Source organism: Candidimonas nitroreducens (genome assembly GCF_002209565.1).
Classification (GTDB): domain Bacteria; phylum Pseudomonadota; class Gammaproteobacteria; order Burkholderiales; family Burkholderiaceae_B; genus Candidimonas; species Candidimonas nitroreducens.
In genome coordinates, this window is record NZ_NJIH01000008.1 from 45,002 (window position 1) to 58,785 (window position 13,784).

General features: G+C 67.7%; 11 protein-coding genes. 8 read left to right on the forward strand and 3 right to left on the reverse strand.

The genetic code is table 11. The annotated features are described in order from the left end of the window. Positions 1 to 54 precede the first annotated feature (54 nt). Positions 55 to 1,269, reverse strand: coding sequence for a DNA-processing protein DprA (dprA, locus tag CEY11_RS14215; protein WP_088604073.1), 1,215 nt, complete (start codon positions 1,267 to 1,269; stop codon positions 55 to 57). Between the two features lie 313 nt (positions 1,270 to 1,582). Between dprA and def the strand changes: the two genes are divergently transcribed. Next, a complete protein-coding gene (gene def, locus CEY11_RS14220) occupies positions 1,583 to 2,098 on the forward strand; it encodes a peptide deformylase (protein WP_088604074.1) in 516 nt (171 codons plus the stop codon). A 258-nt stretch (positions 2,099 to 2,356) separates the two neighbouring features. After that, positions 2,357 to 3,313 carry a methionyl-tRNA formyltransferase gene (fmt, locus tag CEY11_RS14225; protein WP_088604075.1) on the forward strand — a complete coding sequence of 319 codons (957 nt, stop codon included), beginning with the start codon at positions 2,357 to 2,359 and terminating at the stop codon, positions 3,311 to 3,313. 201 nt (positions 3,314 to 3,514) lie between these two features. Here fmt and rimO read toward each other — a convergent pair whose 3' ends face one another. Next, positions 3,515 to 4,831: a 30S ribosomal protein S12 methylthiotransferase RimO gene (gene rimO / locus CEY11_RS14230; protein ID WP_088604076.1), complete on the reverse strand. Its 1,317-nt coding sequence runs from the start codon at positions 4,829 to 4,831 to the stop codon at positions 3,515 to 3,517. A 242-nt stretch (positions 4,832 to 5,073) separates the two neighbouring features. Here rimO and rsmB point away from each other — a divergent pair, with 242 nt between their 5' ends. From rsmB to CEY11_RS14250, 4 genes are all read left to right on the forward strand, one after another. Further along, positions 5,074 to 6,570, forward strand: a complete 1,497-nt coding sequence (rsmB, locus tag CEY11_RS14235) for a 16S rRNA (cytosine(967)-C(5))-methyltransferase RsmB (protein ID WP_233154887.1) — start codon at positions 5,074 to 5,076, stop codon at positions 6,568 to 6,570. Between the two features lie 172 nt (positions 6,571 to 6,742). Further along, positions 6,743 to 7,306: a DUF4390 domain-containing protein gene (locus CEY11_RS14240; RefSeq protein WP_233154888.1), complete on the forward strand. Its 564-nt coding sequence runs from the start codon at positions 6,743 to 6,745 to the stop codon at positions 7,304 to 7,306. Further along, on the forward strand, positions 7,261 to 9,612 hold the full coding sequence (locus tag CEY11_RS14245) for a sensor histidine kinase (RefSeq protein ID WP_408608130.1): 2,352 nt from the start codon (positions 7,261 to 7,263) through the stop codon (positions 9,610 to 9,612). The genes CEY11_RS14240 and CEY11_RS14245 overlap by 46 nt, the downstream gene beginning before the upstream one ends. A 98-nt stretch (positions 9,613 to 9,710) precedes the next feature. Next, a complete protein-coding gene (locus tag CEY11_RS14250; RefSeq protein ID WP_088604078.1) occupies positions 9,711 to 10,397 on the forward strand; it encodes a response regulator in 687 nt (228 codons plus the stop codon). A 92-nt stretch (positions 10,398 to 10,489) separates the two neighbouring features. On the opposite strand, the gene CEY11_RS14255 is transcribed toward CEY11_RS14250, so the two are convergent. Beyond that, a complete protein-coding gene (locus CEY11_RS14255; RefSeq protein ID WP_088604079.1) occupies positions 10,490 to 11,413 on the reverse strand; it encodes a methyltransferase domain-containing protein in 924 nt (307 codons plus the stop codon). A 91-nt stretch (positions 11,414 to 11,504) separates the two neighbouring features. Between CEY11_RS14255 and CEY11_RS14260 the strand changes: the two genes are divergently transcribed. Both CEY11_RS14260 and CEY11_RS14265 read left to right on the forward strand, forming a co-directional pair. After that, positions 11,505 to 12,323, forward strand: coding sequence for a phosphoribosyltransferase family protein (locus tag CEY11_RS14260; RefSeq protein WP_088604080.1), 819 nt, complete (start codon positions 11,505 to 11,507; stop codon positions 12,321 to 12,323). A gap of 260 nt (positions 12,324 to 12,583) precedes the next feature. After that, on the forward strand, positions 12,584 to 13,054 hold the full coding sequence (locus tag CEY11_RS14265) for a tRNA (cytidine(34)-2'-O)-methyltransferase (RefSeq protein ID WP_088604081.1): 471 nt from the start codon (positions 12,584 to 12,586) through the stop codon (positions 13,052 to 13,054). The last annotated feature ends 730 nt before the right edge of the window (positions 13,055 to 13,784 follow it).

Consider the following 13,784-nt stretch of genomic DNA (forward strand, 5'->3'; position numbering starts at 1 on the left):
CCGGATTTCAATGGTGTGGCCGGCAGCCTGCGGGCCGCCGCGCCCGGTCGAGCTTCAATCATAAGCTTTTTGGCGGCGCTGGTAGCGGCCGTCGTCCAGCCTGGCCACCGCATCGTCCAGTTCCAGCGCGAGCAGGGCGGCGTGCAGTTCGGCCACCTGCAGCTGCGTACGGCGCTGCAGCGTGTCGACGTCCACCGGATCGTGGCCCATGGCATCCAGCACGCGCCGCTGTCCGGTGTCGTGGGGGGCATGCGGCGCACGATCCAAAGCGACGGCCGCCCCGAGCCTGCCGGGGCGGGCCGGCGGGCTCGGGGCCGTTGCGGCGGATGGGCCGGACACGGCGACGGGGCTCGCTTGGGCCGGGCCGCTCCGCGGCGCGAGCTCTTCGAGAATGTCGGCGGCGGACTCCACCAGCTTGGCCCCCTGGCGAATCAGCGCATGGCAGCCGCGCGACAGCGGCGAGTGGATGGAGCCGGGTATGGCGAACACCTCGCGGCCGATTTCCGTGGCCAGGCGGGCGGTGATCAGCGAGCCGCTCTGACGCGCGGCTTCCACCACCAGTACGCCGCGCGCCAGGCCGGCGACGATGCGGTTGCGCCGCGGGAACTGGTGGGGCAGGGCCGGGCAGCCCAGCGGCAGTTCCGAAACCAGGGCGCCGTGCTGGGCGATTTCGTGGGCCAGCTGGTGATTGCGAGCCGGGTAGACGATGTCTATACCGGTGCCCAACACGGCGACGGTACTGCCGCCCTCGGGCCCGGCGAGCAGGGCGCCGCGGTGGCTGGCCGCGTCTATGCCCATGGCCAGGCCGCTGGCGATGCACCAGCCCTGTCCGGCCAAGTGGCGGGCGAAGGCCTGGGCGTTGTCGATGCCGCCGGCGCTGGCGTTGCGCGCGCCCACCATGGCGAGGGTGGGGGCCGACAATAGTTCCGGCCTGCCGTTCACGTACAGCAGCAGCGGCGGGTCGTGGGTGTCGAGCAGCGCCTTGGGATAGGCGGGGTCGGCCAGCGTCAGCAAGTGGTGCTGCGGGTGCTGCAGCCATTCCAGCGCGCGCGCCGCCTGTTCCTGCGCGGCGTCGGACATGGGCGCGCCCAGGCTCTGCGCCAATTCCAGGGGCAGCAGCCGTGCCAGGGCGGCCGGGCGCGAGGCATAGATGTGCTGGGGCAGGCCCAGAGCCTGCAGCAGTTGGCGCGCCTGTACGGGGCCGAGTCCGGGCTCGGCCGACAGGCGCACCCAGGCGGAGATTTCTTCGGGAGGCAGATGCAGCGGCATGGCGCGAGTGTGACACAGGATGCCGCGCCGGTGCAGCGGGTAGTGATCGGGATAGCCTGCCCCGCGGGAGGCGGCGCACGCCAAGCGGGCCTCGATGGGGCGGCCCCGTGTCTTCGGGCAGCATCCGCGGGGCATCGCCTGTAGCGCACAGGCCTTTGTTTTATTATAGAGTTTTGATATATGGCATGGGCGGGCGCGGCGCGCGCGCCGTGGCACGGAACCGCCGGTGTTACCGGCTGCGCCTAGGGCCTGGTCGAGCGGGCCGGCCTCGCGGCCCGAACCGCCGCCGAACATACTGGACGTACTCATACACATGGCTTTGCTTCCCATACTCCGTTACCCCGATCCGCGCTTGCGTAAAATCGCCAAGCCGGTGGAAGTCGTCGACGACCGCATCCGCAAGCTGGTGCGCGACATGGCCGAGACCATGTACGAAGCGCCGGGCATAGGCCTGGCGGCCACGCAGGTAGACGTGCATGAACGGGTGGTGGTCATCGATATCTCCGACGAATGCAACGACCTGCTGGTGCTGATCAACCCCGAGATCACCTGGAAGAGCGAAGAACAAGAAGTTTCCAAGGAAGGCTGCCTGTCGGTGCCCGATGTCTACGACGAGGTGCGCCGCTCGGCCAGCATCCATGTGCGCGCGCTGAACGAGCAGGGCGAACCCTTCGAGTTCGACGCCGACGGCATGCTGGCGGTCTGCGTGCAGCACGAACTCGACCATCTGCTGGGCAAGGTATTCGTCGAGTACCTGTCGCCGCTGAAGCAGAACCGCATCCGCACCAAGATCCGCAAACAGGAACGCCAGGAAGCCCACCGCATGTAGCGGCCGCGGTTCGCCAGTGTCCGGGCTGCCGGCCCTAACGGTCATGGCGGGCGCCGCCTCCCCCGAGAATGAAAGGGGCTTCTTTCACATTAAAAAGGGCTGCCGCACCGGCAGGCAAATGGGCGCCGGCTGAGTTGCGGGCCGTGCCGCGCGGCCGCGCCCGCGGCGCACGGCACGGGGCGCATCGCGGCGCGCCCGCGTCCCGTCGCCATGGGGCGCTTGCTATCATGCGGTTTTGAATCCGCAGCCCTTTCCATCATGCGACTTGTCTTTGCCGGAACCCCGGAATTCGCGCGCCTGGCGCTGGACGCCCTGATTGCGCACGGCCACGAGATCGGCCTGGTGTTGACCCAGCCTGACCGGCCCTCGGGGCGCGGCATGAAGCTCGTGCCCGGGCCGGTCAAGCAAGCGGCAGTGGCGGCGGGCATACCGGTGCTGCAGCCGCGCAGCCTGCGCCTGGACGGCAAGTATCCGGAAGAGGCGGGCGCCGCGCGCCGGGCCCTGGAAAGCTGCGTGCCCGAGGCAATGGTGGTGGCCGCCTACGGACTGATCCTGCCGCAATGGGTGCTGGACTTGCCGCGCCGCGGCTGCCTGAACATCCACGCCAGCCTGCTGCCGCGCTGGCGCGGCGCGGCGCCGATCCAGCGGGCCATAGAGGCCGGCGACGCGCGCAGCGGCGTGACCATCATGCAGATGGATGCCGGCCTGGACACCGGCGCCATGCTGCTGCGCCGGGAAATCCCCATCACGCCGCAGCACAATGCCGCGCGCCTGCACGACGAACTGGCGGCGCTGGGCGCACAGGCCATCGTCCAGGCGCTGGACAGTCTGCTAGCCGGCGACATCGAGCCGCAGCCCCAGCCGGCCGAGGGCGTAACCTACGCCGCCAAGCTGGACAAGGCCGAGGCGCCGCTGGACTTCTCGCGCTCAGCTCAGGAACTGGAGCGGCGCATCCGGGCCTTCGACCCGGTGCCCGGCGCTACTGCGCGCCTGCCGGGGCTGGCCGAGCCGGTCAAGGTCTGGCTGGCCGAGGCCCTGCCGGGCCCCGCCGCGCGCGCCCCCGGCGAAGTCGAAGCCGCCGGCCCGCAGGGCATAGACATGGCGACTGCCGATGGGGTGCTGCGCTTGCGCGTGCTGCAGAAAGCCGGCGGCAAACGCCAGCCGGTCGAGGTGTTCGTGCGCGGCTGGCAGTGGCGCGCCGATACTCGGGCCTGACGCAGCAGGGGCGACTCATGCAGCAGGGGCGACCCATGCAGCAAGGGCGGCTCATGCGGCAAGGGGCTCATGAATGGCCTTGCGGTATTGCGGCCTTACGTTACGTGTTTTAGGCGCCTAGCGCAAAGCCGTGGGTGAGCGCGGGCGCCGTCAGGTGCGGCAGCAGCAATACCGCCGGCACCGCTTCGATGGGGCGCAATATCAGACGGCCTGCGCGTACAGATCGTATTCGTCGCTGTCGGTGACGCGGGTGCGCAGCATGTCGCCGGGCTGCAGCGGGCGCTCGCTCTGCACGTAGACATTGCCGTCGATCTCGGGCGCGTCGGCGCTGGATCGGCCTATGGCCCCGTCGGCGTCGACCTCGTCGATCAGCACATCGATCTCGCGCCCCACCTTCTGCGCCAGGCGCCCGGTGGAAATGGCCTGCTGGTGCGCCATGAAACGGTCCCAGCGTTCCTGCTTGAGTTCGTCGGGCACGGCATCCGGCAGCTCATTGGCGGCCGCGCCCTGCACCGGCGAATACTGGAAGCAGCCGACGCGGTCGAGCTGGGCCTCGGACATCCAATCCAGCAGGTACTGGAAGTCTTCCTCGGTCTCGCCGGGAAAGCCGACGATGAAGGTCGAGCGCAGGGTGAGTTCGGGACAGGCCTGGCGCCATTGCTTGATGCGCGCCAGCGTGCGGTCTTCGAAGGCGGGGCGCTTCATGGCCTTGAGGATGCGCGGGCTGGCGTGCTGGAAGGGGATGTCCAGGTAGGGCAGGATGCGGCCCTCGGCCATCAGCGGTATGACCTCGTCGACGTGCGGGTAGGGGTAGACGTAATGCAGCCGCGTCCAGACGCCGAAGCCGGCCAGCGCCTGGCACAGCTCGGTAAGCCGGGTCTTGACCGGCCGGCCGTTCCAGAAGCCGCTGCGGAACTTGACGTCGACGCCGTAGGCGCTGGTGTCCTGCGAGATCACCAGCAGCTCTTTGACGCCGGCCTTGACCAGGCGCTCGGCCTCGCCCAGCACGTCGCCCACCGGGCGGCTGACCAGCCGGCCGCGCATCGACGGGATGATACAGAAGCTGCAATGGTGGTTGCAGCCTTCGGAAATCTTCAGGTAGGCGTAGTGGCGCGGGGTCAGCTTGATGCCTTGCGGCGGCACCAGATCCACATAGGGGTCGTGCTCCAGGTTGGGCGGCGCGGCCTCGTGCACCGCCCGCACCACTTGCTCGTACTGCTGCGGCCCGGTAACGGCCAGCACCGCCGGATGCACGTCGCGGATCGCCGATTCTTCCACGCCCATGCAGCCGGTAACGATGACCCGGCCGTTCTCGGCGATGGCCTCGCCGATGGCATCGAGCGATTCGGCCTTGGCGCTGTCGATGAAGCCGCAGGTGTTGACCACCACCACGTCGGCGTCGTCGTAGTCCGGCGTGATGGCATAGCCTTCGGTGCGCAGCTGAGTCAATATGCGTTCGGAATCGACCAGCGCCTTGGGACAGCCCAGGCTGACGAAACCGACTTTGGGGGAATTCATGGGTAAGGCCTCTGGAATGCCCGGGCCCGCGGCAAGGCCGCGTAAGGGCAGGAAAAGGCTGTAATTTTAACGGTTGCGGCGGCCCCTTGGAAAACGGGGCGGCGCGGGTCGTCCTGCCGCGCTCGCGATCCATGGATCAGGAGCGTCCCGGTAAAGCGAGAGCGCGGCAGGATGCTGGGCGCGTCCAGGCGCGTCCGCGCGGCAATTGATGATACAGTCCGTACCAGATTCTCTTCGCCGCCATGCCTACCTCCGCATCCGCAACCCCTGGTTCTTCCGGCCCCGCCCTGTCCGATCTCATGCTGGCCGCCGCGCACAATGTGCGCGCGGTGCTGTCGGGGCGCTCGCTGTCGGACAGCCTGGCGCAGACGCCGGCCGGGCTGCGGCCCGGGGCGCAGGCCATTTCATTTCACGCCATGCGCCGCCTGGGCCTGGCCTTTGAACTGCGCGCAGCCCTGGTGCGCCGGGTTCCGCCCAACCCCCTGTTCGATGCCTTGCTGCTGGTCAGCCTGACGCTGCTGGATGCCGCCTGCGCCGCGGCGGCAAGCACAGCGCCTGCAAGCTCGGACGCAGTTACAGGCGCAACCGCAGGCGCAGCCTCAGGCGCAACTACAGGCGCAACCGCAGACGCAACCGCGGCTGCAGCCACGGCCCCAACCGCCGCGGCGGTTGCCGCAGACGCGGCCGGACAGGACGCCTTGCGGCGCGGCGTGCCGGTGTACGCGGTGCATACGGTGGTGGATCAGGCCGTGCGCGCCGCCGCCTCGCAGAGCCGGCTCGCGCCCTACAAAGGCCTGCTCAACGGCGTGCTGCGCAATTTCCTGCGCGGCCGCGACGAGCTGCTGCAGCAGGCGCTGCGCAGCCCGCGCGGGCGCTGGAACCATCCCGGATGGTGGGTGAAACTGCTGCGGCGCGCCTATCCCGAAGACTGGCAGGCCTTGCTCGGGGCGGCCGACGAGCCCGGCCCCATGACCCTGCGTGTCAATGTACGCCGCAGCACGCCGGCCGAGCTGCTGGCCCGCCTGCGGGATGCCGGCATCGAGGCGCGGCTGCTGGGCGCCGCCGGCATCGTCCTGGCGCGGCCCTGCCCGGTGCAGCAGATTCCCGGTTTCGAGCAGGGGCTGTGGTCGGTGCAGGACGCCGCGGCGCAGCAGGCTGCCGCCCTGTTGGCGCCAACTGCCGGCATGCGCGTGCTGGACGCCTGCGCGGCGCCGGGCGGCAAGACCGCGCACCTGCTGGAGTCGGCCGATATCGAGCTGCAGGCCCTGGACGCCGACGCCGGACGGCTGGAGCGCGTGGCGCAGAACTTGCGGCGCCTGGGCCTGGACGGCCCGCACGTGGCGCTGCGCTGCGCCGATGCAGCCGATGTGGATCAGTGGTGGGACGGCCGTCCCTACGATGCGGTGCTGGCCGACGTACCCTGCACCGCATCGGGCATCGTGCGCCGCCACCCCGACATCCGCTGGCTGCGCCGCGAGGCCGACGTGGCCCGTACGGCCGCCCTGCAGCGCCGCATCGCCGACGCCCTGTGGCGCACGGTCAAGCCGGGCGGGCGCCTGCTGTACGCCACCTGCTCGATCTTCCCCCAGGAAGGCAGCCTGCAGGCCGGGCAATTCGCGCAGCGCCACCCCGATGCCCTGCGCCTGCCCGCGCCGGGCCAACTGCTGCCTCTGCCCGGGCAAGGCGCGGCCAGCCTGTATGATGGCTTTTATTACGCCTTGTTTGCCAAGAAACCCTGAGTCGTCAAAAATAATGAACCCGGGAAGCTCTGAACAAATGCTTGTGTATTGCCGGCCGTGGTTCTTGCGGGATCCATGGCTCGGGCCATTTGCTCGGGGGCTTCTGCGGGGCTTTAGCCTTGCGGCTTCCCAAGAAGCTCCCCAAGAACCGACATAAGTGATGATAGTGCGCATGCTGTGTCTGCTGCTGGTGTGCCTGGGCCTGTGTGTCCAGGCCGACACCGCGTGGGCGCAGGATCCGGCGCAGGTTACCCGGGTCGAACCTGCGGTGCGCGACGGCGAGCTGTACATCGATGCCGACATCGACTTCGACGTCAGCAGCGAATTGCGCGACGCCGCCCAGAAAGGCGTGCCCATTTATTTCACCGCCGATCTCGAGATCGTTGCGCGGCGCTGGTGGTGGTTCGACCGCACGGTGGTCAACAAGCAGCTGACTTGGCGCGTGCTCTACAACGCGCTGACCCGCCAGTGGCGCGTGGGCACCGGCGACCTGTCCCTGCCGGAGGCTTCACTGAACGATTCGCTGTCGGTGGTTCGGCACATACGCGGCTGGGCCGTGGCCAGCCTGAAAGACCTCGAGCCCGGCCGCACCTACTACGGCAAGCTGCGCCTGCGCCTTGACACGTCGCGCCTGGCGCGCCCCTTCCAGATCAATGCGCTCAACAGCAGCGCTTGGTCTATGACCACACCATGGAAAGATTTCACCTTTTCCGTCTCCGCCGCAGATCCCTCCTGACCTGGGGGTTGAGGCTGGCGCTGGTCGTTGCTGCGGTCAGTGCCCTGGCTCTGCTCGCGATGCTGGTCTGGTCCACGGGCAATGCCTCGCGCTATGCCCAGCAGTACGACACGCTGCTGGTGCTTAATGGCGTGTTCGCGGTCGCCCTGATCTTCTGGGTGCTGGTGCTGACCGCCAGGCTGCTGCGCCAGATCCGGCGCCGTCAGTTCGGCGCGCGCCTGACTTCGCGGATGGCCTTGTCCTTCGCCCTGATCGGCGTGCTGCCGGGCGCGCTGATCTATGTGCTGTCGGTGCAGTTCATGTCGCGTTCCATCGAGTCCTGGTTCAATGTGCGTGTCGACACGGCTCTGGAAGCCGGGCTGAACCTGGGGCGCGCGGCACTCGATTCCCAGATCAGCGATCTTAGTTCGCGTGCGCACGACATCGCGGCCAAGCTGGCCAATTCCAGCGATTCGGACATGGCGCTGGCCATCACCCCGCTGCGCGAGGCCAGTGGCGTGGCCGAGGCCATGGTCTTCACCGGCAGCGGCCGGCTGGTGGCTTTTTCTTCGGCCGCCTATGGCCAGATGTTGCCGGACATGCCGCCGACCAGCGTCATAAACCAGCTGCGGGTGTCGCGCGGCTATGCGGCCGCCGAAACCTACGACCGCAAGAGCGGCGGCCTGGGCGCGGACGGCGAAAGCTCGGGCCTGCGTCTGCGCATCGTGATCCCCATCAATTCGATGGATCGCTTTTCCTATACGCTGGGCGTGGCGCCCGATACGCGCTGGCTGCAGGTGCTGCAGCCGGTGCCGGATCAGATCGCGCACAACGCCAACCAGGTGCAGCAGGGCTTCCGCGACTACCAGGAACTGGCCCTGTCGCGCCTGGGCCTGCGCAAGCTGTACGGCATCACCCTGACCCTGGCGCTGATCCTGGCCGTGTTCGCCGCGGTGGTGGCGGCGCTGGCCTTGTCGCGCCGCCTGGTGCGCCCGCTATTGACGCTGGCCGCGGGCACGCAGGCGGTCGGCGTGGGCGATTACCGGCCCTTGCCCGAGCCTCCCGAAAAAGACGAGGTCGGGCAGCTTACGCGGTCTTTCAATGCCATGACGCGCCAGCTCGACGAGGCGCGCCACATGGTCGAGAGCAACCGCCAGCAGCTGGAACGCTCCAAGGTGTACCTGGAATCGGTGCTAAGCAACCTGTCCTCGGGCGTGCTGGTGTTCGACGAAGCCTTTCGCGTCACCATGTTCAACAACGGCGCGCAGGCCATCCTGCGCGTCGATCTGCGCTCGGTCAAGGGCCGGCCGCTGGAAACCGTGGAAGGGGCGTTCGAACTGTCGCAGCAGATCCGCCAGGCCTTTGCCGCCCACGCCGCCGTGGGCTCGGAACGGCAGTACTGGCAGCAGCAGTTCGAGCTGGAGATCGAGGCGGCCACCGACAACGAGCAGAAGAAACATGTGGTTACTCTGCTGGCGCGCGGCACGCATCTCAGCGTGGACGGACGCAACAACGGCTACCTGGTGGTGTTCGACGACATCAGCGAAGTCATCTCCGCCAATCGCACCGTGGCCTGGGGCGAAGTGGCGCGCCGCCTGGCTCACGAGATCAAGAATCCGCTTACGCCCATACAGCTGTCGGCCGAGCGTCTGGCGATGAAGCTGGCCGACCGCCTGAACGAGACCGATGCCGCCATGCTCATGCGTTCGACCAACACCATCGTCAATCAGGTGGCGTCGTTGAAGCAGATGGTGGACGATTTCCGCGAATACGCGCGCACACCGCCGGCGCAGATGCAGGCCATCGACATCAACGAACTGATTGCCGAAGTGCTGACGCTGTACGGCTGGGATCCGGCCGGCGGTGCTGCCGGCCGCGAAGAGCGGCGCGGGCCGGCCATCGAAGCCGATTTCGATGCGCAGGTGCCGGCTATCGAAGGCGACCCCATGCAGCTGCGCCAGGTCATGCACAATCTGCTGGCCAATGCGCGTGACGCGGCCAGCCAGGAACAGCCCCTGTCCGCGGCTCGCATCCAGGTGCAGACGCGCTATACGCGCTCGGGCGGCGATGAGGGCGAGCAGCACCGGGCGGTGCGCCTGACGGTCAGCGACAACGGCCCGGGCTTCGCGTCGCAGGTGCTGCCGCGCGTCTTCGAGCCTTATGTCACGACCAAGTCGACGGGCACCGGGCTGGGGCTGGCGATCGTCAAGAAAATCGTTGAAGAGCACGGCGGGCGCATCGACATTTCCAATCGCCGTGAAGGCGGAGCGCGCATCTCGATCCTGCTGACGCGCCTGGCCGCGCATCCAGGAGATGCGCCGACGTGATGCGCCGGCTTCCAGGCCCATGCCCCCCGCGCCCGTGCCCTCTATGGACTCGGCGGCGCAAGGGAACGATAATGCGGGGAAAAGATAAGTGAGGTTGTATGGCCAGAATCCTGGTTGTTGATGACGAAATAGGCATACGCGAGCTGTTGTCCGAAATCCTTTACGACGAAGGACACACTGTCGAGCTCGCCGAAAATGCCGCGCAGGCTCGCGCCGCGCGGCTGCGCGCACGCCCCGATCTCGTCCTGCTCGACATCTGGATGCCCGACACCGACGGCGTCAGCCTGCTCAAAGAATGGGGTTCGCAAGGCCTGCTCGACATGCCTGTCATCATGATGAGCGGCCATGCCACCGTAGATACGGCGGTCGAGGCCACGCGCATCGGCGCGGTCGACTTCCTCGAAAAACCCATCACCCTGCAGAAGCTGCTGAAGTCGATCGCCGCCGGCCTGGCCCGGCCGGTGCTTTCGCCGGGCATGGCGGCGGCCGCGCGCCTGCCCGAGCGCCGCCCCGAAGCCGGCCAGCCGCTGGTCACCACGCCGGCGCCCATAGCGGCCGAACCGCAACCCAAGGAAAGCGGCAGCTCGCTGTTGGGCAGCATCGCGCTCGACCAGCCTTTGCGCGATGCGCGCGACGAATTCGAACGCATTTACTTCGAATACCATCTGGGCCGCGAGAATCACAGCATGACGCGCGTGTCGGAAAAAACCGGCCTCGAGCGCACCCACCTTTATCGCAAGCTCAAGCAGCTCGGCATCGATTCTTCGCGCAAGAAAAGCAGCTGACCCCGGCCGCTTGCGCGCGCCTGCCTGCGCACCTATTTGCGCGACTCATCGCGCTGCCTGTGCCATTGCGCGGCGTGCTGCTGCGGTGTGTATCAGGGCTGCGGCGGGCTGGGCTTGCGCTTGCGCACGATGGCCGCCACCGACACGCGGGTCTCGCCGGGCACGCTGCGGTCGATTGCGCCGCGCCAGGCGTGGCCGTAGGCGATTTCCAGGCTCAGGTGTATGGTGCCGTCTTGGTGGCGCTGCTTTTCCAGCGCCTCGCAAAGGCGGTCGCGCCAGTTGCGCGAGGCCAGTCCGGGCTTGCGCCCCAACGCGGGGTTGCCGCCCAGGGCGCGCAAGTCGGCCAGCAGCTTGTCGGCGTTGCGGTAGGTCAGCGTGAGGATTTCCTGATCCATGACCGGGTCGGCGAAACCGTGTTCGATCAGCAGATCGCCGAAATCGTGCATGTCGACGAAGCTCGGCGTAACGGTATCCAGGCCCGCGCTTTGCAGCGCTTCGCGCACCTCGCGCAGCGAGCCCGGGCCCAGGCACGAGAACATCGCCAGGCCGCCCGTCTTGAGCGTGCGCCGCCATTCCGCCAGCACGCGGTGCGGCTGCGGGTGCCAGTGCAGGGCCATGTTCGACCAGACCAGATCCAGGCTTTCGGGCGGCAGGCCGCTGTCGGCCAGGTCGGCTCGTATGAAGCGCAAGGCGCGGGTGGGCTTGTTGCGCAGCTTCTGCCACAGGCTGGGCTTGGCCGCGTACCTTTCATTGGCCACCTGCAGCAGCGCGGCGCAGGCGTCCAGGCCGGTGTAGTCCATCTCGGGGTAGCGCGAGCGCAGGGGTTCCAGCGCATGGGCGGCGCCGCAGCCTGCATCCAGCACGGCGCTGGGCTGGATGCGTATGTAGCTCAGGCGCTGCAGCATGCGCTGCGCCACTTCACCGTACAGGAACTGCGCATCGTCCAGCGGGCTGCGGCGCGAGAATTGCTGTATGACGTGGGCGGTGTTCAGCGGCAGGGTGGGGGGCTGTGACATAGTTGCGCGCAAGGGCTGGTGGCTCTGGAAGATTCGTGCTCAGATACGGCATGAGCTCGGGCGAGTAGCGAGCCGGCATGCAGATTCTATTATGGCGTATCCCTTTGCGGCGCGCGAATCGGCGCCCGCTGCTTCCTTGCGTTCCCCTGTCGGCCATGGCTGCGCGCCGTGGGCCTGGCGGCTGCGTCGCGCCTGGGACGACCTGTTGCGTCGGGTGCCTTGCGACTGCCCGCTGTGCGGTGGCGCGGCGGCCGGCCATCTGCTGTGCGGCGCGTGCCGTGACGAGGTTTCGGCCAGCCGTGCCGCCGCCGCGCATTGCCCGGTGTGTGCCCTGCCGTTGCGTCTGCGCGGGCAGCCATGCCCGGACTGCGCCTTGCTGCGCCCGGCTTTCGACCGCGTCATTGCCGCCTTCGATTACGCTACGCCCGGCGACCAGCTCATACGCCACATGAAGAGCCGGCGCCGTCATGCGCACGCCCGCACCCTGGCGGGGCTGCTGGCCGACGCCGTGCTGGCGGCGGAGCCGCCGCTGCCGCGGCATACAATCATGGTTCCCGTGCCCGCCAGCCTGGGCGCTTTGAAGCGGCGCGGCTTCAACCCGGCGGCCGAGGTCGCGCGCGCCCTGGCGCGGCGCCTGCCTTACGCGCTGCGGCCCGAGCTGCTGCGCCGTACCCGCGAAGGGCGCCGCCAGGCGCGGTTGCCGCGCGAGCAGCGGCTAAGCAGCGTCGAGCACCTGTATACCTGCCCGGTGCCGGTGCCCGGCGCGTCCATCGCAGTCGTCGACGACGTGCTGACCACCGGCAGTACGCTGGACAGCATCGCCCGCGCCTTCAAGGCGGCCGGCGCCGCCTCGGTAACCGGGCTGGTGGTGGCGCGCACGCCGTATACGGATTCGCGGCCGAAAAGATAACGGCGCTGCTTCGCCTTGCCGTACCATTCGTGGTGTTCCGAGGCTTGGCGTCATGCTCTCTTCTGAGACTTTGCATTATCTCTTCTGAGACTTTGCGCCTCGCTCTCTCAACACACGTGCCGTTATGGCCGCGAATCCGTATTACGGCGGGGGCTGTTCAGTTCAGAGGCATTGCGGTATATGCATGCGCTTGTCGCCACGTTGGCGTAACCTCGGTTCGCCGGCGCCATGGGGCGATATGGTCAACTAAACAGGAAGCTATGTTTCACATTGTTCTGGTCGAACCCGAAATCCCGCCCAATACGGGCAATGTCATACGGCTGGCCGCCAATGCCGGCGCCTGGCTGCACCTGGTGCGGCCGCTGGGCTTCGAACTGGAAGACAGCAAGCTGCGGCGCGCGGGCCTGGATTATCACGAGTGGGTGGATGTACAGGTGCATGACAACTTGCAGCAGGCGCTGCAGGCCACGGGGGCGGGGGCGCAGCGGTGCTATGCGATGACGACTCGCGCCAGTACGCTGTTGGGCGCGGCGCGATTCCAGCCCGGCGATGTGTTCGTGTTCGGTCGCGAAACCGCCGGCCTGTCGGCGGCGCAGCTGGAGTTGTTCGCGCCGCCGCAGCGCCTGCGTTTGCCGATGCGGCCCAATCAGCGCAGCCTGAATCTGTCCAATGCGGTAGCCGTTACGGTTTACGAGGCCTGGCGGCAGGCGGGGTATGAGGGGAGTGTTTGACGCGATGCGGTCGGGGCGATGTCTGGTTGCCGTAACTGCGTTATGGCGGCGGGGCGCGTGTCGTAGAGTTCTTAACCCGCTGAGGCTGCCCTGCGTGTCAAGAACCAGCCACCGTCGCAATACCACCATCGCCGCAATACATCATCGGGCTCTTTGACCGCTGAGTGGATTCTTGGGCTGCTGGGTGTGGTTCTTAAGCCGCTGAGGCTGCCCTGCGGAGTTCCGATGCTCGCCCAAACTCGGGCTGTGCTTCGGACTCCTCCGGGGTCCTCAGCTTGCACAGTGGCACGCGACGGGTTTAATCCGTTTCTAAACCAAGGCTGGTTTAGAAACAGGGTAACAACCGTGCAGGATGTTGGGCTGCAAGCCGGGGACCCCGGAGGAGTCCGAAGCGCAGGCGAGTCTGCCGAGCATCGGAACTCCGCAGGGCAGCCCCGGCGTGTCAAGAACCAGCCACCATCGCAATACCGCCATCGCCGCAATACATCGGGCTCTTTGACCGCTGAGTGAATTCTTGGGCTGCTGGGTGTGGTTCTTAATCCGCTGAGGCTGCCCTGCGGAGTTCCGATGCTCGCCCAACCTCGGGCTGTGCTTCGGACTCCTCCGGGGTTCTCAGCTCACACCGCGGCATGCGACGGGTTTTAATCCGTTTCTAAAACCAAGCTTGGTTTAGAAACGGGATAACAACCGTACAGGATGTTGGGCTGCGAGCCGGGGATCCCGGAGGAGT

Excerpts from the sequence above, each read along its gene's own strand:
- dprA (WP_088604073.1), bottom strand. The coding sequence starts at position 1,269 with ATGCCGCTGCATCTGCCTCCCGAAGAAATCTCCGCCTGGGTGCGCCTG.
- def (WP_088604074.1), top strand. The coding sequence starts at position 1,583 with ATGGCTTTGCTTCCCATACTCCGTTACCCCGATCCGCGCTTGCGTAAA.
- fmt (WP_088604075.1), top strand. The coding sequence starts at position 2,357 with ATGCGACTTGTCTTTGCCGGAACCCCGGAATTCGCGCGCCTGGCGCTG.
- rimO (WP_088604076.1), bottom strand. The coding sequence starts at position 4,831 with ATGAATTCCCCCAAAGTCGGTTTCGTCAGCCTGGGCTGTCCCAAGGCG.
- rsmB (WP_233154887.1), top strand. The coding sequence starts at position 5,074 with ATGCCTACCTCCGCATCCGCAACCCCTGGTTCTTCCGGCCCCGCCCTG.
- CEY11_RS14240 (WP_233154888.1), top strand. The coding sequence starts at position 6,743 with ATGCTGTGTCTGCTGCTGGTGTGCCTGGGCCTGTGTGTCCAGGCCGAC.
- CEY11_RS14245 (WP_408608130.1), top strand. The coding sequence starts at position 7,261 with ATGGAAAGATTTCACCTTTTCCGTCTCCGCCGCAGATCCCTCCTGACC.
- CEY11_RS14250 (WP_088604078.1), top strand. The coding sequence starts at position 9,711 with ATGGCCAGAATCCTGGTTGTTGATGACGAAATAGGCATACGCGAGCTG.
- CEY11_RS14255 (WP_088604079.1), bottom strand. The coding sequence starts at position 11,413 with ATGTCACAGCCCCCCACCCTGCCGCTGAACACCGCCCACGTCATACAG.
- CEY11_RS14260 (WP_088604080.1), top strand. The coding sequence starts at position 11,505 with ATGGCGTATCCCTTTGCGGCGCGCGAATCGGCGCCCGCTGCTTCCTTG.
- CEY11_RS14265 (WP_088604081.1), top strand. The coding sequence starts at position 12,584 with ATGTTTCACATTGTTCTGGTCGAACCCGAAATCCCGCCCAATACGGGC.